Source organism: Mesorhizobium sp. M0923, assembly GCF_040319365.1.
Lineage (GTDB): Bacteria > Pseudomonadota > Alphaproteobacteria > Rhizobiales > Rhizobiaceae > Mesorhizobium.
On sequence record NZ_JAMYNW010000036.1, the window covers coordinates 24,529 to 42,970 of the forward strand.

General features: G+C 59.8%; 13 protein-coding genes and 2 pseudogenes. 7 read left to right on the forward strand and 8 right to left on the reverse strand.

Annotation, left to right across the window (positions count from 1 at the left end):
• Positions 1–115: 115 nt before the first annotated feature.
• Positions 116–328 carry a cold-shock protein gene (locus NKH89_RS33820; RefSeq protein ID WP_023679670.1) on the reverse strand — a complete coding sequence of 71 codons (213 nt, stop codon included), beginning with the start codon at positions 326–328 and terminating at the stop codon, positions 116–118.
• A gap of 329 nt (positions 329–657) precedes the next feature.
• On the opposite strand from NKH89_RS33820, the gene NKH89_RS33825 reads away from it, so the two are divergent.
• The 3 genes from NKH89_RS33825 (at position 658) to NKH89_RS33835 (ending at position 5,252) form a co-directional block, all read left to right on the forward strand.
• Complete coding sequence (locus NKH89_RS33825; protein ID WP_352452611.1) at positions 658–912, forward strand: hypothetical protein; 255 nt, start codon at positions 658–660, stop codon at positions 910–912.
• A 953-nt stretch (positions 913–1,865) separates the two neighbouring features.
• A complete protein-coding gene (locus NKH89_RS33830) occupies positions 1,866–3,287 on the forward strand; it encodes a M16 family metallopeptidase (RefSeq protein ID WP_352911604.1) in 1,422 nt (473 codons plus the stop codon).
• 507 nt (positions 3,288–3,794) lie between these two features.
• Positions 3,795–5,252: an NAD-dependent succinate-semialdehyde dehydrogenase gene (locus NKH89_RS33835; RefSeq protein ID WP_502896982.1), complete on the forward strand. Its 1,458-nt coding sequence runs from the start codon at positions 3,795–3,797 to the stop codon at positions 5,250–5,252.
• A gap of 373 nt (positions 5,253–5,625) precedes the next feature.
• On the opposite strand, the gene NKH89_RS33840 is transcribed toward NKH89_RS33835, so the two are convergent.
• The 6 genes from NKH89_RS33840 to NKH89_RS33865 all read right to left on the reverse strand — a co-directional run bounded on the left by NKH89_RS33840 (position 5,626) and on the right by NKH89_RS33865 (position 12,584).
• Positions 5,626–5,955, reverse strand: coding sequence for a hypothetical protein (locus NKH89_RS33840; RefSeq protein ID WP_352911610.1), 330 nt, complete (start codon positions 5,953–5,955; stop codon positions 5,626–5,628).
• A gap of 129 nt (positions 5,956–6,084) precedes the next feature.
• Entirely contained in the window at positions 6,085–8,088 is a 2,004-nt protein-coding gene (locus NKH89_RS33845; RefSeq protein WP_352911613.1) for a class I tRNA ligase family protein, read from the reverse strand.
• Positions 8,089–8,420: 332 nt separating this feature from the next.
• A complete protein-coding gene (locus NKH89_RS33850) occupies positions 8,421–9,200 on the reverse strand; it encodes a phytanoyl-CoA dioxygenase family protein (protein WP_352911615.1) in 780 nt (259 codons plus the stop codon).
• A gap of 506 nt (positions 9,201–9,706) precedes the next feature.
• Positions 9,707–11,071, reverse strand: a complete 1,365-nt coding sequence (locus NKH89_RS33855) for a lysine N(6)-hydroxylase/L-ornithine N(5)-oxygenase family protein (RefSeq protein ID WP_352911618.1) — start codon at positions 11,069–11,071, stop codon at positions 9,707–9,709.
• 190 nt (positions 11,072–11,261) lie between these two features.
• The gene (locus NKH89_RS33860) at positions 11,262–11,525 is read right to left on the reverse strand and encodes a hypothetical protein (RefSeq protein WP_352911620.1); all 264 of its coding nucleotides are present in this window, start codon (positions 11,523–11,525) and stop codon (positions 11,262–11,264) included.
• 768 nt (positions 11,526–12,293) lie between these two features.
• Entirely contained in the window at positions 12,294–12,584 is a 291-nt protein-coding gene (locus tag NKH89_RS33865) for a hypothetical protein (protein ID WP_352911622.1), read from the reverse strand.
• Between NKH89_RS33865 and NKH89_RS33870 the strand changes: the two are divergent.
• From NKH89_RS33870 to NKH89_RS33885, 4 genes and pseudogenes are all read left to right on the forward strand, one after another.
• Positions 12,575–14,666 (forward strand): annotated as a pseudogene (locus tag NKH89_RS33870) (prolyl oligopeptidase family serine peptidase). The gene NKH89_RS33865 and the pseudogene NKH89_RS33870 overlap by 10 nt on opposite strands.
• Before the next feature lie 201 nt (positions 14,667–14,867).
• Positions 14,868–15,548: an OmpW/AlkL family protein gene (locus NKH89_RS33875; protein ID WP_352911630.1), complete on the forward strand. Its 681-nt coding sequence runs from the start codon at positions 14,868–14,870 to the stop codon at positions 15,546–15,548.
• A 135-nt stretch (positions 15,549–15,683) separates the two neighbouring features.
• Complete coding sequence (gene proB / locus NKH89_RS33880) at positions 15,684–16,508, forward strand: glutamate 5-kinase (RefSeq protein ID WP_352911624.1); 825 nt, start codon at positions 15,684–15,686, stop codon at positions 16,506–16,508.
• 984 nt (positions 16,509–17,492) lie between these two features.
• The gene (locus NKH89_RS33885; protein WP_352911632.1) at positions 17,493–17,798 is read left to right on the forward strand and encodes an RNA-dependent RNA polymerase family protein; all 306 of its coding nucleotides are present in this window, start codon (positions 17,493–17,495) and stop codon (positions 17,796–17,798) included.
• 415 nt (positions 17,799–18,213) lie between these two features.
• On the opposite strand, the pseudogene NKH89_RS33890 reads toward NKH89_RS33885, so the two are convergent.
• Positions 18,214–18,442, reverse strand: a pseudogene (locus tag NKH89_RS33890) (transposase); the annotation flags it as partial.

Here is an 18,442-nt window from a genome sequence, read left to right on the forward strand (position 1 = left end):
GAATTCGCGACGTCTGCAGCAATCTGCTGCCCTCTGTTTTTGCTCGCTCCTATCGAGCGGCCGTGAGGACCTCCGGACCTACGCGCCCACTCTTGCCAAGACGCAGGAGAAAATTTCAACCAGCTTTGCTGAGGCTGCCAGCGGAGGATTTGCCGGTGCGGCGATCCTGCTCGATCTCATAGTTGATCTTCTGGCCGTCAGCGAGGGTCGAGAGGCCCGCGCGTTCGACAGCGGAAATGTGGACGAAAACATCCGGACCGCCATTGTCGGGCTGGATAAATCCAAACCCCTTGGTGCTGTTGAACCACTTTACCGTTCCAGTAGGCATATACGTGTTCCTCCTTAACAATTGCAACGTGGGCAGGCCATCAGGCCTGCCCGACTCATAGCCGAGACTTGGGCGCAGCAAAAAGCGAAAAATTGTTAAGCCCCGATCAGCTGGCGCACTCCATTTTGGCCGTAGTCGCCAGCAAGCACTGTCCTACACTACCGCTCGAGCATGGCCGGAAGCGCCCCATCCTTCCAACGCTCCTCAGCGCCACGTCTATGGCTGGTGCTTGGAGGCATGGGACGTAAGGCCGCCAGGTCAAAGGCCAGGTAGTTCACGGAGCTACCTTCGTGCATAACGGCTTGGCAAGCACTTGAAGGAGTTTCGAATTGGATTGTTTCAAGAGGGTCGAGGGGTTAATCGATGCCACCAGCGTGGAAGCGATCGATAACGCGCGCGTTTTGCTGGACCAGTTCAAGGGCAAGTCAGAAACAATCGCCCAAGCGATCGACGACTTCCTACTTGATTTCATGACCTTGCTGTTTGTGGTAGAAGCTACCCGCGAGCGGTTCCACAATCCGGCGAGGCGGTTGGCGCGCATCAGATTGAGCAGGATCAGGCTGTTACTCACCCGATGCTCTTGACCTTAGGGACCACGCCGCCAGGGATGCGTTTGCAGCCGCAAAGAAGGCAAAATCTGTTCGCCGGCAAACCGAGCACAGCCAGGCGGTATTTACGCAGATGAATTCGATCGCGACCGCCAAATTCTTCTGTTTGGTACCCAGCGACGACGGCAAGCGCGGACAGCTTCCGTGCTGCTGTCCTCCAGCGACAAACGTGCCTGCATGCCCCCTATCCACGGCGAGCTCGACGGTTGTTTCTCACGTTTGACCAAGGTCCCGCGCAAACACTCCCCTTTCCCGCAGCAACTCATCAGGCTCAACGGCCTCGCGGCAGGCGCATTACGCCAGAAGCGCGCAACCGCATCGTTTTTTCCCGCCCGACTCTTACGATCTTCGTTTTCCGTCGCCTCGCGGATATCGCCCAACTCGCCGATTTTTGGATCAGATCCGTCCTAGCGCGCGAGCAGGCTTCGCGCTCGAGTTGGCTGGGCTGCTCACGCCTCTGCCCTTCAGCATCGAGCTGTCGAGGACAGGGTTCCGCTGGGGCGACCAACATCTCCATTCTCACCGTCAGTGCAGCGGCCATTCGAAGCGCATCCTATACCCCTCCCCGGCAGCGCGCCTAATCGTCTTCCGAACGAAGAAGATATTCTCAGCCGCGCGCGCGTCGCGTTCGGCCCTGTCTGATGTCCGACAATGTCGGATGCGCAACATGGCAGAGCCCGATTTGTCCACTGCCTCGAACGGTTTTCTGATCTGGCACGGTGCATGCTTGGTCATCCGCAAGGCGTCGCGGACCAAGGAGAATCCGTCCCATGATCACCTCACCAAGAAATACCGCCGCAAGTCTCCTGGTTCCATCCAAAGATGAGGCTCGAGTAAGGCCTGGCCCCATGAAGAACTTATTCATCTGGCTCGGCGCTGCCCGCCGATCCTCCCACGCGGGGAGACGGGGACGCAGCGCCTTCATCAAAATGAGGAACAAATCACTTTGCCTCGAACCTTGCCTTTCGACCAGCCACCACAACCGGAGCCATCGATCGTCCACCTGGCTGCGCAAGGCGTTCATTGCCACCGCGCTGGCCCTAGTGACGACCTCTCCGGCTCTGGCCGCCAGCGACGGCGGCAAGGTGACGGATTTTCTGCTCGACAACGGCATGGAAGTGGTCGTCATCCCCGATCACCGCGCGCCGATCGTCACTCATATGGTCTGGTACAAGATCGGCAGCGCCGACGAGCCACCCGGCAAATCCGGCCTTGCCCATTTCCTCAAGCATCTGATGTTCAAGGCGACGACCAACCACGCCGCCGGCGAGTTCGACCGAGCCGTCTCGGCCATCGGCGGCTACAATAACGCCTTCACCGCCTATGACTACACCACCTTCCTCGAGACGGTGGCGCCCTCGGCGTTGGGTGAGATGATGGGCTTCGAGGCCGATCGCATGTTCAACCTCATCCTCAACGACGATGATATCAAGACCGAGCGCGACGTGATCCTGGAGGAGCGCCGTTGGCACAGAGAGACGAACCCGCATGCTCTGCTGGACGAGGAGGTCAACGCGACGTTGCGGCAGAACCAGCCCTACCGCATTCCGGTCATCGGCTGGATGCAGGAGATGGAGAAGCTGAACGGCACCGACGCATTCACCATCTACAACAAATACTACCGACCGAACAACGCCGTGCTGGTGGTGGCCGGCGACGTAGAGCCTGAGACGGTGAAGGCGCTGGCCGAGAAGACCTATGGCAAGGTTGTGCGCGGGCCGGACCTGCCCCCGCGCAACCGTCCGGTCGAGCCGGAGCAGAACACCAGGCGCACAGTGACGCTGACCGATGCGCGCGTTTCGGTGCCGAGCTTTTCCACTCAATGGGTGGTGCCGTCCTATCATACGGCAGAGCCCGGCGAGGCCGAGGCGCTCGACCTGCTGGCCGAGATCCTCGGCGGCGGTAACCGCAGCCGGCTATATCAGGAGCTTGTCGTCAAGCAAGGCATAGCCTCGGCGGCCGGCGCCTCCTTCCAGGGCACCATGCTAGACGACACCAATTTCACCATCTCCGGCTCGCCGGGCGGCGATGCAAAGCTCGTCGATCTCGAAGCGGCGGCCGTTGCCGAAGTCGCCCGGATCGCCAAGGATGGCGTCACCAGCGACGAGCTGGACAAGGCCAAAGACCGCTATATCCGCTCGGTGATTTTTGCGCACGACGAGCTGGACCACATCGCCAACATTTATGGCAAGACGCTCACCACCGGTGGCAATGTGAAGGACGTGCTCGAGAGGCCGGACCGCGTCCGCAAGGTCACCACCGACGAGGTCAAGGCGGTCGCCGCCCGTTATCTGGTGCTCGACCATTCGACGACAGGCTATCTTTTGCCGCAGCAACAGGCGGGGAATTGATCACGAGCTCCATCCCCATGCAAATGCGCCGGCGGGTCTTCCCTCGGCGCGCCTTCGCCACCCTGTTCCTCTCCATCCTCTTTCTCATCTTGCGGGCGCTCGCCCGGTAAACGGGACCTGTTAAAGCCCCGAGGAGCGGTTTTCGCGGGCCTTGCCAGGCATTTGCCGGTTGAGGCGTCATTATTGGGGTGCGCTCCTCCTCAGGCCAGCCTCTCTTCGAGTGGATAGAGTCGCCGATTCGTGGTCCGCAGGTTGTAGGCGCAGGCCACCAGCATCCACTCCGCGCGGCTGGCGAAGCCGATGTCCGTTGTTCAATCGTTCGACTAGTAGAACCGCGAGGCATCTTCTAGCGTATTCAGGTATCCTCCCTTTCCAGTTGGTACCGTGGTCTACCAGCTGTCTGGCCGAGGCCCTATAAGGAACCCGGACGTCGCGGAGTACACACCGCACCTGCTATATATACCTGCTGCGTTGAGGAGGAATCCGGTATTGCCCCTGTGCCTGCCGATGATCCGTCACCTGAGATCCCCTGACCTGTTTGGACCCATTGATCGCCTGCCGGCACTTGGCACGCGGACTAGCGAGCGGACATTCGAGGTCCTCAACCCGTCGACTGGCGAAGTGCTGGCAGAACTACCCGACATGGGTGTCGAGGAGACATGCGCTGCGATCGACAAGGCCTATGTCGCTCAGCCTGGATGGGCAGGGTTGACCGCACGTGAGCGCAGCAACGTTCTATGGCGATGGCATCAGTTGATCATCGACCACGCCGACGATCTCGCCGAGATTCTCACCGCGGAGATGGGCAAGCCGCTTGCAGAAGCCAAGTCGGAGATATCGCATGCTGCGGCGTATCTGCAATGGTACGCCGAGGAGGCCAATCGCGTCTATGGCGAGACGATCTCCGCACCATCGATGGACCGCCGAATGCTGGTAATCAAGCAGCCCATCGGAGTTGTTGGCACGATAACGCCATGGAATTTCCCGGCCTCGATGGTGGCGCGCAAAATCTCGCCAGCCTTGGCGGCGGGCTGCACGATCGTCCTCAAGCCCGCTGAACAGACGCCGCTCGTGGCGGGAGCAATGTTCGCCCTCGCCCATCAGGCTGGCTTTCCCGAAGGCGTCGTCAACCTGATCTATGCGTCCGAAGGTGACGCGGTCGGCCGTGAACTTTGTACCAATCCCAAGGTCCGCAAGATCAGCTTCACCGGGTCGACTGAGATCGGGCGCCTTCTCATGCGCCAGTGCTCGGACCAGATCAAAAAAGTCAGCCTTGAGCTCGGCGGCAATGCACCTTTCATCGTCTTCGATGATGCCGATGTCGATGCCGCGGTTGAGGGTGCGATCCAGGCGAAGTTCCGCAATGCCGGCCAGACCTGCGTTTCGGCGAACCGCCTTTACGTCCAGTCGGGCGTTCACGACGAGTTCGTCGAGAAATTCGTGCAACGGGCTCGCCAACTTCAAATTGGTGACGGTTTCGCTCCCGGAGTGGACATTGGACCGCTCATCGACAAGCACGCTTTGGCCAAGATCGAATCCCATATTGCCGATGCCGTCGCCAAAGGCGGCGCAATTCGATGCGGGGGCAAACGCATCGGCACGAATGGCACGTTTTTCCAACCGACAGTCCTGACCGGTGTCTCCAGCGAGATGACCGTCGCGCAAGAAGAGACATTCGGGCCGCTGGCACCGATTATTCGCTTCAAAGATGCGGATCAGGTCGTGCGTGAGGCCAACGACACGATCTACGGCCTCGCGGCCTACTTTTATGCCTCCAACCTGAAGCGTGTCTGGCGTGTGGCCGAGGCCTTGGAATATGGAATGGTCGGGGTAAATACCGGCCGGATGTCTTCAGAAGCGGCGCCGTTCGGTGGGATAAAACAGTCCGGCATCGGGCGGGAGGGATCCCGCCATGGCCTCGAGGACTACCTCGAAATGAAATATCTCTGCATGGGCGGCATCTGAATTTTCGGCTTGCAGGGTTCACAGACCGGGTAACCTAGCGAGCGATCTCCAAATATGTGAATTGTAGGATCGCTCCTCGATTGGGAAATAAGGGGCGGCTCCGTACCCGAGCAAACACGCAATCCTGAAGGAGCACCCTGGCTGGACTTATCTCTCGACGAGACAAGCGTCTGCATTGTCGGCGAAGACGGCGTGCATGTGACGGAGGATACGCTTGCGAGGGATTTGGCGGCCCTCGCCGACTATCTTCAGGCGACGGGCTGTCGTTGCGCGGGTCTGGTTGGAAGCTTGTGCACCATCGCGATCGTGAACGCTGGTTGTGCGCAATATCCGGTTTCTGGGGCAGAATTGTTAACCTGCTACCTTCCGATTGTCAGTAGCTCAGTTGTTCTTCGGCCGACTGCCGCGCCAGTACAGGCTCGGACAGAATCGAAGATACCATCAGGCAGGCATTCGCATTCGACATTTCCGGTGATCGGCGCACGATCCAGGGCGCGCCAGGTTGACCAAACGCCTCGAACCGCATGACAGTCTTGACCGGCTGGAGGACGGAAATCCCGCGATGCCGAAGAGGTTGGTCAGCGCAGTCGAGCCCACACGGCATTTGCGGCACGAAACAGCAAGGGCTTGGGAAGCGATCGGCCGAGCGATCCTCGAAGGCGCGGGCCAGGGTGTCGACGATGCGTTGATTCAGGTCCGCCAATCTGGTCTCTACCGTCTGATAGCGGCTTCGGTCGCCAGTGACAGCGAGTAAAGATATTTGGCATCATCGGCTTTGATTGCTGCGCAGATCTGGTCGAGATTGGGATAGCTCACTGGTGCACCTTTGGGCTCATAGTGCTTCCTCCTCATCGAGATGAGGATTGCCGGATTTGGCGTAGAACACCAACACGGGTCCGAGATCAAAGCGCGTCCCGGGCGCAAGGCGCTGGACGGACCGGGGCCATGTTTCGGTTGAGACGCCATCGATGCCTCGCGCCAGCGTTCTGGCGAATCGGGGCATCAGCGGAGCGAGTGTCGGTGCCAGGATCGCAGCGGCCGTCGTCTGAAGGGCTAGCGAAGTCCGATTGCGGGCGGGATAGAAACGTCGCGCCGCCGCATAGTCTCGCGCCCGACGGTAGATCACGCAATCGCGCACGAAATCGCAGACCTGAGCGGCCGCGCGCCGGACCGAGAAGCCTTCGTCCGAATAGGCGCGCTCCATCGTCGCGCGATAGATCTCTATCCGAGCAAAGAAGGCGCGGTCGACCGGGCTCCAGTCGCCTGCATCGGGTACACGGCCGGCAAAATCCTGCTTGATTTCCTGGTTCAACGCATCAAGCCAGTTCAGCCAAATCCCTCGGAACACCTCGTTCTCGGTGCGGCGCAGCGCGTCCAGCGTGAAATCCGTCCGCTCACCTTCCGGGCGTGTCAGGCCCAAATGGAGGCGCACGACGTCGACTGTCTTTGGGCTCAGAACCTCCTTGCCCCAGACCGCATGGCGGCAGCTGGTTGAGAACTTCTTGCCGTCGAGCAGGTAGAACTCGTTGACGTGATAGTGGATGCGTGGCGTCCAGTGGGAGAAGACCTCGGCGTAAAGAGCGGGGTAGAGTAGCGCGTGGTAGAACGAATTGTCGAAGCCGAAGAAATGGACAATCTGCCAGTCGTTGCCGGGCATGGCCGCCTTCCAGTCGCGACCCAGCAAGCGGCCGAGCGCCTGGATGTTGTAAAGAAAACCGAAGGCCATTTCCGGCCAGACCCAGATCACTTGCCCCGGGAACCCTTCGGCCGGCAGGCCCCAGTCCGAGGGGTGGGTAATGGGCACTGAAAAGTTGCCGCGTCGGCGTAGGCGCGCGAAGAGATCCAAGATCCGTAGCGGGACGCCCGACGCCCTTAGATGCCGGTCGATATTGTCGTAGCATCGGTCCAAGGCAAGTTCCGGGCGGCGGACGGAGCCGACCAGCGGCGCCTCGGCAGACTGCCGTGACCGGGCTGCACCCAAGTCGTGGCAAAGGTTTGGGGCGCCGCATTCCTCGCAGATGTTGCCACTGGCGGAGCCGCCGCAATCGGGGCAGAGGCCGCTAACATCCGGCTCGTAAAGATAGTGGCCTGTCACAGCATCGAAAAGCGCAGGGCTCTGGCGCAGATCTACCGCCGTGCTGCTCAGAAGACTGCGGAAACACGCGGCTTGAAACTCGCCGTAACCGTCATCGCCCATTGTGGGTTGGAAGCTGTGGACGTCACAATCGAGAAGTGCAAGCGTGGCGCGAATCTCGTTGGCGTAATAGCGCGCCACGTTTGCAGGCGTCGATTGATCGGCATCGGCGCGTGTCGTGACGTAGCTCTGGTTGTCATCGCTTCCAGTGAGGTGATATGCTTCGAATCCTTTCATGCGCAGGAAACGAGTATAGACGTCGGCGCCGAAATAGGGGCCAGAAAGATGCCCCAGATGCAGATCGCCATTTGGCGTTGGCGGCGTGGAGAAGACGAAGATCGGCCCGCGTGGAGCCGTGGTCTTTGCAGCGGCATCAAGGGCGGCCTCGCCGTCTCGCCAGTAGACATCGACGAAATCTAGGTCTTCGTTTCCGTCGTTGCGCAGCACATGCGCTTCAAAAGGGTGGAACAGAACGACATCGCCCGCCTCGACCGAGGTTTCCCCAAGGTCGGTCCTGACCTTGCCCGATCCTGACAGGATCACGAAGGCCTCGATTTCGTCGTGCCGATGGGGCTCGGATGTGACGCCGGGTCCAACCTTTCCGAATGAAAACCCCGTGCGAGGGCTTCCCGTTCCAAGCGTGGCCATGTCGATACCGAACGCCCGCGACAGCTCCGTTCGAGAAAACGTGTATTTGCGCATGACAAGGAACCTAAGCTGTTGAAGCAGTGGGACGTTCGGCTGCCAACCAACAGCCTCCCGTGAATTCGTGGAGAGAAACGGTAGCCAGACCCGTTGGCGGCCCCGGCCAGGATAGTGCAGCTCTGGTCGCCAAGCGGGCGACCAGGGGGGCACTAGTCGGGCTGTAGGCGCCACAGAAGATCCCCTTGCGGCAACCTCCACAATCCACGTGCCGAAGCGTCTTAACAGGCTGCGGTCGATGCTCCGCGAGCCGCAAATCAGAACGCCATCCTCTCCCGCATTTTGAGCGGTCGATCAGTTTCGTGTGCATGCCTCCGCCTGGCTGCGTGAGCTCAATCGCGATAGAAGATGCCATTTGGGGGCTTGAGTTTGTCGAGATCGGCCACTTTGCCCTCGGGCGGGTTAAGGGCGCGCTTAAGCACGTTATATTCAGCGCGGGTCGGTCCACCGGTTGAAGCACGCTGGAACACCAAGTAGAGTGTCCGCCGAGAACGATTGCTTTTGTTCGGTCGTGAGTAGTGCGGTGCGTAATCGTCGAAGATGAAGATGTCCCCAGCCTTCCATACCGCGGGTTCCCAAGAGAACATTTCGGCGACTTGAGGATCGATCACCCCACGGGCATCCATGGGAAACACCCCCTTCTTGTGGTTGCCGGGGCTGAAGAAAAGCCCGCCGTTTTCCGGGTCGGCGTCGTCGATGCCTATGGCAACCACCGCATGGACCATCCGGTCGGGGAGTTTGTGTGGAATGTGATAAATGTCCTGATGCGGGAGATAGCCGCCGCTGTCGGGGTAGTGGAAAATCAGCAACTCCTTGAGCCTGCGCGAATCTTCGCCAAGCAAATCCCCGACCGCTGACTTTATGCGCTGATCTTCTAAGAGCAAACGACGCAATGGATCATGGAAGTCGAGAAAATTCTCGATCTTGGAGATGATCTTTCGATTGTCCGTCGTCTTCTCGAACCACATGAGCCATTTATCATCGCTGACATCCCAGCGTGACATATCTTCGACAAAAGTAGAGATATCTTCCTGAGCCGCTGGAGCGAAGAAGCTTTCGAGCCTGACGTATCCGTCTTTCTGCCACTTTTCTCTTTGTGCATCAGTCAACATGCGAAAAGCCTCCTGTTGGAAAGACTGGTTGGTCGGACATCCCAATTAGGGCAGTCGGGCGCTGGTCAAGTTGCGGGTCCACGGAGACGGACTCACGTCATGTGGGACGGCGATGCTAAGTGCGTTCCGCTCCGGCGGATATTGTCCGCAGAAGCTCGGCGCGAGACTGCCTATGTCAGGCTCAGCCGGGTCCAGGGGTTCCGTAAACTGGGCCAGATCAATCGCTTCACCCGGTCCAGCCAAGACACGCATCGCTAAAGGCCGGCACCATCCGCTGACCGCCGACCCAGCCATGGCCGCCAAGACCACGGCGCTCTTTCGAGTGAGCGACCTGGTACGGTCTTGACAACCGTAGGGGAAATGCACGCCCCCAGAATAATGCGATGCGCCGCTTGGTCCAAGGGCTTGTTCGGTCACGATGATTTCGGAGAAGCCTCCGGCCTTCGCCGCAGCGGAGGCGGACATCATTCCTAGGATGCCACCGCCGATGATCAAAAGTCTGTGAGTCATATCCCGCTGCCCATTTCTTCGGCTGCGGGGGCGGGCCAGCTCTCGATCGAGGTATGGCTGATGAAGCCAGGATGCTCGGGGTTCGCGCATGGCGCGCGCCCAAGAAGGCTATCGAGGATGCGGCGCGCGCGCCAGGCCAGCAGGCTTAGGTTCGGATCGGCCAGGCCGCGCTGCCCGAGGCTCGCGTTTTGTACGAAGATGCGTCTGTCACGCGGTCCGTCCCAGCTCACCGAAAAATCCTCGCGAATAGCTAATTCATTGTCGATCTGCTCCAGCCGGTGCGCGATGGGTTTCAAGAAGTCTGGCACCGCGTTCTCGTAACCGGTGGCCAGGATGACGATGTCAGCCGTGACTTCTTCGACCTCGACCATGCCGTGCTGCAGGGTCAGCCTGTGACCCGCGCCGGCGTTGATGCAGTGCGAGACGGTGCAGCCCGGCCGCAGTGTGATGTCGGATCGGTTTGGCTCGAAAAATGCGTGGCGGTACAGCGCCTGATAGATCGCGCGCAACGTGCTTTCCGAAATGCCGTCCGAGGCAAGCACGAAACGCCGCAGGAGCAGCTTACGCTGCGACTCGCTCATCACCGCGAAACGATCCGAAAAGCAGGGCATGAACAACTCGTTTGTGAACGGGCTGTTGTCCAGAGGCAGATAGTTTTCGCGCTGCGAGACCCAAGTGATCGAGGCAGGCCGCCGTTCTTTCGGCAGGCCGACAAGATGCAACATCACCTCGGCTCCCGACTGGCCTCCGCCGACCACGCAGACATGCTTTCTCCGCACCTCAGGGTGGATGTGCAGTAAAACAGATGAGTGGAACAGGTTGCGTCCAATCCAGCCCTGAAACTGAGGCGGGATTTGCGCCTGCTTGCCAATGCCAATCACGACGTTTCTGGCGCCGAGAACCGCGTTATCGGTCCGCACCCGAAACGCGCCGTCAAAGCGGATTTCGTGCACGGTCTCGCCGCCATGGACAAGTGGGTTCCTGTGGAAGGCCCAGTTCAGGTACTGCTCAAACTCAGCTCTGAACACAGCCTCGAACTGTGCGTTCAGGAAGTGGTACAAACGCCCGTTCTCGTACAGGTAGTTTACGAAAGTGTAGGCTGATCGCGGATTCACTAGGGTGACCAGATCCTTAAAGTGGCTCACCTGGAGCTCTGAGGAATCGAAAGCGATGCCGGGATGCCAACGGAAGTCGACTTGCCGATCCAGGAACAGCGCCCCTCGCCCAATTTGCTCGTGTATCTGACACGCAAGACTCAAATTAGACGGCCCAGCACCGACTCCAACGCAAGATAACTCCACTTGCTTTGCTCCTATAGATTTTTCCGACTCGGCGGCTTGTTCGCGGCGAATATCGGCCACAGCGATTGGGCTCCCCCTCGCGGGCGTTTTCGAGCCCCGGTGCCGACCGGATTTGCGAGAATTGTCCTGCGCGTCCGGGTTGTCGAATGTACACCCGAGCGTTCCAGCGCGGTGACAATCGACGGGTCATACCGGCTACGTGGGGCAACAACTTATGTCCTTTCCGCCCGTCTGGATGCCCGCGTCGCCATCACGCGAGACGCTTTCCAAGCCCATTCAGGTGTTTGAAGCCGGCGCAATCGCCCGCCTTAAACATGGCGCGCCGGCCTTTCGGCGGCTTGATGGCAGGCGAGAGCGCGGTCTTCACTGCGGCGAAGGCATTTTCGGTGCGCATGATCATGGAGGACGTCTCGCTGATGCGTTCGCAGAGTCCCATGCACGGGCCGTGCCAGAGAAGGAAAATTTTGTTAAACAATGGGTTGGCGGATTTGCGATCCTGTCGGAAATCCGACATTGAGGGGGACGCCTCACGGCGGCGCCCGATTTGCACCTTTTTCCGAATAGCTAACCGGGCACCTTCTGCACCAAAATACTTTTCTTATGGAGACCAGCACGACGTCTTCATGAACGAACAGTGCAGAACCTTGTGTCTCTGCCGGACAGATCGCGATATGCCTTGTTCATCGAGGTCGGCAGTTGCAAGAGCTGCCAGATCCTTCGCCCTATCGTGCCGTTGCACTGGCTCGATCCCGACATCCTCGGAGGCCGCGATCATGGAAGAGTGACGCAATCTCACGTCCGCCGCGAGGCCTCTCTCATGGGGAAGCAATTCTCTGTGTTGGTGTTGGATGCTCTTGATGAGATGGTTGGCGGATGGGCGCATGCCCAGACCTAAGCGCATCAATGATTGCGCGATATGGGCCTTCACCAACTGGATTGTCGAATCTCTGGAAATATAGCCGGAAGCCAATTGCGTTATGACCACTCTGCCGGTTCCAAAAGCACGTGCGCCATTCGGTCGCTGCGACTCAATCCAGGCGGAGAGATGAGGCGGCAAAGCGGTCTTTTGCGCGCCCACCGGTGGGCCAGGATGGAGCCAGCGTAAACGCAGTTATTCGATGATCGCCGCCGCGGAGCTCCTCAGGCTGTGCCGCGCCCGACACCGGCGACGTAAGGATCGTCGATCGCCCCGTCGCCGATGTCGATCCGAAGCTCGGCCAGTTTCGCGGTGAGCTTCACTGCTTGTTCCGCAGTGCCCACCGAGCTGGCACGGGAGGTTCTATCAGGCGGTCACGGCTGCATTCGTTGTCGGATCTTCGACAAAGTCGGACATGAGACACACCGCAATCAGAGCCATGTCATTGTTGTGAAATGATTTTCTCGTTTGGCACGACACGTGCAACGCAGTCCGCAAAACGCGCTGCGGCACGGACAGAGGAGAAATCATCCCATGATCATGCGCAACGAACATGCGGTCGCAGCCACGAAAACTGAGCTTTGCCGGGCCGATGGAAGACTTTGCGCCTGTTTTCCAGGCGACATCACTCTTCGGGTTAGCCGGGGATGACCGCATTCGATTTCCGCCCAACGCTGAATGCTCCCGACGATGATCCCTATGTTTGGCTCGAAGATGTAGAAGGCGAACCGGCACTTGACTGGGCCGCCAGCCAGTCGGCCCGGACCCTGGAGCACTTCGGTGGAACGCAATTCGAGCGGGACCACGACGCCCTGACAGCGATTTTCGATCGTCCTGACAAGATCCCCTTGAGCAGGCGCCGCGGCCAGTATCTCTACAATTTCTGGAAAGATGCCGGAAATCCGCGCGGACTGTGGCGCCGGACCACCCTTGCCGCCTACATGAAAGTTGATCCCCAGTGGGAGCTACTGCTCGATCTGGACGCCCTCGCCGCTAGCGACGGAGAGGACTGGATCTGGCGCGGCGCATCCCTTGAGCCGGAGAGACGGGAAAGAGCCGTTCTGCGCCTGTCGCGCGGCGGCAGCGACGCGGTCGTGCATCGCGAATTCGATCTGGGGTCTCTTAGCTTCGTCGCCGACGGTTTCAACCTCGCGGAGGCCAAGGGCGGGGTTAATTGGCTCGACCCTGACACGCTTCTGCTTTCTAGTGCGCTTGGTGTTGGCATGGCCACCCGCTCCGGCTACGCGCGCACCGTGCGGCTATGGAAGCGTGGCGCGGATCCGCTCACCGCGCCGGTAATCTTCGAGACCGGTTCCGAATCCCTCGGCGTGTCCGGCCATCTGGACCGCACCGCCGAGAGCGAGCGCGTCTGGTTCATCGAGCAGTCGACCTTCTTTGAGAAGATCGGCCGAATCGGTGACAGGAGCGGGCCGAAGATGCGGATCGACCTTCCTCGGGACGCCTCGTGGAGCGGCTTCGGCGACTGGCTGGCGGTAAAGCCGCGCAAGCCATGGACAGTGGGAGGGATGACCCATGCCGGGGACGCGCTGATCGGCATCTCGCTTCCCTCCTTCATTGCCGGCGAGCGCAGTTTTGCCATCCTCTTTGAACCAGGCGACAGGCGCTCCCTGCAGTCATTCTTCTGGAATAACGGGAAGCTCATTATCTCCTACCTCGTCAACCTCGATCCACGTTTCGAGATGTTCACCCCCGACCGCCAGGTATGGACGCGCCGAGCGCTGGACACCGTGCCCGCCGAAGGGACTGTTCACCTTCGGTCGCTCGATGCGGAACATCACGAGACCAATGGAGAGGTCCTCGTTTCGGCTCAGGACCCGATCACGCCGCGGAAGCTTCTCCTATTAGACCTCAATGCCGCGCCGCCTCTCGGCGCTCCAGTAATCCTGAAGCGCAACCCGGAGAATTTCGACGCATTCGGGCTGGTGGTCACGCGCCACGAGGCAGTCTCGACCGATGGGGAGATGATCCCCTACACGCAGGTCGGTCCGGCGAACGGGAACGGGGATGCCCCGGTTCACCTCACCGCCTACGGCGGGTACGGCATATCGCTCCTGCCCCACTACAACTCCTCGCTCGGCAAGCTGTGGCTCGAACGCGGCGGCACGTGCGTGGTTGCGAACATCCGGGGCGGCGGAGAGTTCGGCACCCGTTGGCACGATGCCGGGCGCAGGGAGGGCAAGCGTCTCGCCCATGACGATTTCGCCGCCGTTGCCGCCGACCTCGTGCGAAGGAGCATTACGCTGCCGAGGCGGATTGCCGCCGACGGCGGCTCCGAATGGCGGCCTTCTGATCGCCAATATGCTTACCCGCTATCCTGAGCGTTTCGGCGCGCTGTTCTGCAAAATGCCGCTTGTCGATATGGGCCGCTACACCAAGCTTTTGGCGGGCGCGAGTTGGATTGACGAATATGGCGATCCCGACAAGCCGGAGGAATGGATTTTCCTAAAGGAAATCTCCGCCTATCACGCCGCAACGCCGGGACAACCCTATCCGCCGATCCTGCTCGCCACCACCAAGCGGGACGACCGCGTCCACCCGGGCCACGCGCGTAAGATGGCCGCAAAGCTGCAGGCTCTTGGCTATCCCGCTTACTTCTACGAGCCCGGCGCGGGCGGGCACGGCTACGGCAAGAACAATCGGGAGCGGGCCGCATTCATTGCCATGGGCACCAATTTCCTTCGCAGTGTGATCGGCTGGCACGCCCACAGCGTTCGATAGGTGGCCGGGACCAGCAAGAGCAACGTTTCAACAAAGTAGCACAGATCGATGATTGCGAGCAGGGCGCAAATAACGGGTGCTCAGTCTCACTCAAAATGAGCAGGGGCGCTCAGTCAACCTCAATCAATTCGAGCAGGAGTTTTCACAGTGCAGTGCGTCATTTCTGAAGAGCAAGGAGAGAATATCATGGCAAAAAAGCAAATGGGCGTGGCGCGGGAAGTAGCAGTGGCGGCATTCCTCATTGTGTTGGGACAGCAGGCCGTCGCCGCGGACCTTGAGCAAGCCGCGAGCGGCCCGCAGGCAGGAGCTTGGGTTACGGAAGCCCCAAGCCCTTGGCAGGTCCGCCTGCGTGCGTTGGGAGTCATCACTGAGGATTCGGGCTACGTCAATGCAGTGCCCGGCTCCGGTCTTTCCTATTCGGACACCGTGACACCGGAAATTGATATCTCCTATTTCTTCACGGACAACATCGCCGCCGAGCTCATACTCGGCACCACCTATGCAAGCATCGAGGGCCAAAGAACGATCGGCGGGCTGGGCAATATCGGCACGGTTTGGCTGCTGCCGCCTACGCTCACATTGCAGTATCATTTTACCAACTTCGGCGCTTTCAAGCCCTATGTCGGCGCCGGCGTGAACTACACGATATTCTATAACCAGGATGTCGGCAGCGCCGACGATCTCAAGGTTAAGAACACGTTCGGCATCGCGCTGCAGGTCGGGTTCGACTACATGGTCGATGAACACTGGGGCGTCAACTTGGACGTGAAGAAGCTTTTCCTCAAGCCAAACTTCGACGTCACGGTGGACGGCGCGAAGCTGACGGGGAAGGCCGCGCTCGATCCCTGGTTGATCGGCGCAGGTGTCACCTACCGCTTCTGATAACGAAAGGCGGCTTGTGTAGCCCCGACCACGAAGCAAGCGCTGGCTTGGGCAGCCGATCTGAAATAAAGGGCGCCTCGTGCGCCCTTATACGCTCCAAGGCCGTGACGCTCAGGAAAGGTGAGATCGGGAGACGTGTCTTCACTTCCAGTGCAACAACAATCAACGGCAGCGATCCGATTGGTTTCGGCTCGCCGGCTGATAGTGAAGATTGGTTCAGCACTGATCGGCGATCCAGAAACCGGAGAGATACGCGGTCCTTGGCTTGAGACGCTAATAGAGGATGTGGTCCGATTTTTCGCACGCGGGCAGCAGGTGATCATCGTCACCTCTGGTGCTGTCGCGGTCGGTTCAAGTCACTTCAACCATCTGGACAGATCTCTGCGAGTTGAGGAAAAGCAAACGGCCGCCGCTATTGGTCAGGTTCAACTCATGCGTGCCTATGAACAGAGTTTCAAACGCCATGGTTTTGGCGTTGGGCAAATACTATTGACCCGCGAAGATATAGATGATCGGCATCGCCGCCTCAATGCGGCTTCAACCCTTAAACAACTTCTCAAAGTGGGCGCCGTGCCCATTATCAACGAGAACGACACGACCGCAACGGCGGAGCTCTGTTTTGGCGACAATGATCGGCTAGCGGCACGGGTCGCGCAGATGGTAAACGCTGACGTTGTCGTTCTGCTTTCCAACGTAGATGGCCTCTTCTCGGGAAACCCACATGACAACCCCGCAGCCCGTCTGGTGACAGAGGTTCGGTGCATTACTCCCGAGATAGAGGCTATGGCGGGTCATTCCCTCGCTCGCCATAGTTCGGGTGGCATGGTGACAAAGTTGATGGCAGCAAGGATTGCCACGGACGCGGGCTGTGAAATGGTCATTGCGAGGGGAAATAAATCTTACCCGCTCGCGGCCATCGAGAACGGTGCTCCATCAACGTGGTTTTTTTCCGCTCGCTAAAGCCGACCAATGCACCATGTCGGCCAACCTCGCCGGGAACTGATTGAGGAGATCGAGCGGGCAGCCTTGAGGCCAGCCGGCGGGACCGTTCGAACAATGTCAAATGGAAGGTCGCCAGGTGCATCCTATTACCACGTCGAGATCACAACCCCTTCTACTCGGTTCCGCATCGGCTGATCGGCCGTACCATCCAGATCCGCCTCACCCATCCGGTGGTCCGAAGAGTCGTGGCGTTCTCGGCGACAATGGAGGCTTTCGGCGGTGCAAACGGGCACATGAGCCGCGAAACCCGCCGACCGACGAACTCGACAACGGGATTGGCCGAGAGACCCGCCCGCCCCCGCCCGAGCAACCGGTCGGTTTGAGCATGAGCGCTGTGCGAGTGCCCCACCAATCCGGCGCGGATCTTTTGGACCCTGGCATGCATGGACGCTCTTTGCACGGGAACCGGGAGATCTCCGGGTCGGCCATGGCCTCTTTTGAGAACCTGGTCCGCAGCGGAAAGGCGAGGAGCCCTTAGCCGCTGATGCACGACACGGAGAAGTCTGACTCTGGCATAGTAGCTGTGAAGCGGACGAACAAAGCCGGGCAACCGGTGGCGGAGTTGGTGGAGCCAAGGCCGGGGACCAAGAGCAACGCGGAACAGCAACGCAATGCACCAGACACAGGGCCGGGCTCGCATGACCCAGTCGCTGGATCGCGTACAAGCCGCAAGGCTAAGGAAGAAGGATTGGCTCACCGCGCTCCTCCACCACCTCACTGTCGATGCATTTCGCACGGCGTTCTTCGCGCTCAGGCGCAAGCCGGCCCCCGGGGTGGATGGGATGATGTGGCAGGACTACGAGGCAGACCTCGAGCCTCGGCTCATAGATTTGCAAAAACGAGTTCATCGGGGAGCGCATCGCCCGTAACCGTCGCGCCGGACATATACCGAAGGCGGACGGGAAGCGGCGGCCGCTAGCGATCGCGGCTCTGGAAGACAAGATTGTCCAAGGGGCGACCGTCATCGTGCTCAACGCCATCTACGAAGGTGACTTCTGCGGCTTCTCCTACGGGTTTCGGCCCGGCAGAGGCCCGCACGATGCGTTGGATGCGCTGTGTACAGCAATCGACAAGCGGCAGGTAAACTGGATCATCGACCCCGACATCCAAAACTTCTTTGGGGCTGTCAGCCAGACATGGCTGGTCCGCTTCCTGGAACATCGGATCGGCGAGAAACGCATTATCCGCCTCATCCAGAAGTGGTTGAAGGCGGGTATGCCTCGAAGACGGGATCATGACCGTCGATGACAGGGGAACGGGTCAAGGGTCGGTGATTTCGCCGTTCCTTGGCAATATCTACCTGCACTACGTTCTCGACCTGTGGGCCAAGCGCTGGCGATAGCGCGAGAACACCGGCGACATGATCATCGTGAGCTATGCGGACGATGTGGTGGTCGGCTTCGAGCGAGAGGAGGACGCCCGTCGTTTCCTCGATGCAATGCGATGCGAGGCTTGAGGAGTTCACGCTGACGCTCCATCGGACAAGACCCGCCTGATTGAGTTTGGTCGCTTTGCGGCGGTCAATCGTAAGCGACGCGGGCTGGGAAATCGGAGACCTTTACGATCCCGTTGCGGCCTCTTCCAGCTTCAACGGACGAGACCCGGGGATCGGATGCGGGCGAAGCTCCAGGAGATCAAGGAGGAGCTACGACGACGATGGCACCAGAACGAAGTCCAGATAGGCGGCCTTGTCCATGAGCATTAGCCGATCATAGGCGCCGTCGGCGAACAGATGCTTCACCCAGGGCCAGCGCTGGCGGATACCATCCAAGATCGCCTGAGCGCCGGCGCTGTCGGAGATATCGGCCGGCGTCAAGTTGACCATCAACAGCCGCCCATCCGTATCGACTGCGATATGGCGCTTGCGTCCGACGATCTTCTTGCCGGCGTCG

Excerpts from the sequence above, each read along its gene's own strand:
- NKH89_RS33820 (WP_023679670.1), bottom strand. The coding sequence starts at position 328 with ATGCCTACTGGAACGGTAAAGTGGTTCAACAGCACCAAGGGGTTTGGA.
- NKH89_RS33830 (WP_352911604.1), top strand. The coding sequence starts at position 1,866 with ATGAGGAACAAATCACTTTGCCTCGAACCTTGCCTTTCGACCAGCCAC.
- NKH89_RS33835 (WP_502896982.1), top strand. The coding sequence starts at position 3,795 with ATGATCCGTCACCTGAGATCCCCTGACCTGTTTGGACCCATTGATCGC.
- NKH89_RS33845 (WP_352911613.1), bottom strand. The coding sequence starts at position 8,088 with ATGCGCAAATACACGTTTTCTCGAACGGAGCTGTCGCGGGCGTTCGGT.
- NKH89_RS33850 (WP_352911615.1), bottom strand. The coding sequence starts at position 9,200 with ATGTTGACTGATGCACAAAGAGAAAAGTGGCAGAAAGACGGATACGTC.
- NKH89_RS33860 (WP_352911620.1), bottom strand. The coding sequence starts at position 11,525 with ATGTCGGATTTCCGACAGGATCGCAAATCCGCCAACCCATTGTTTAAC.
- NKH89_RS33865 (WP_352911622.1), bottom strand. The coding sequence starts at position 12,584 with ATGCGGTCATCCCCGGCTAACCCGAAGAGTGATGTCGCCTGGAAAACA.
- NKH89_RS33875 (WP_352911630.1), top strand. The coding sequence starts at position 14,868 with ATGGGCGTGGCGCGGGAAGTAGCAGTGGCGGCATTCCTCATTGTGTTG.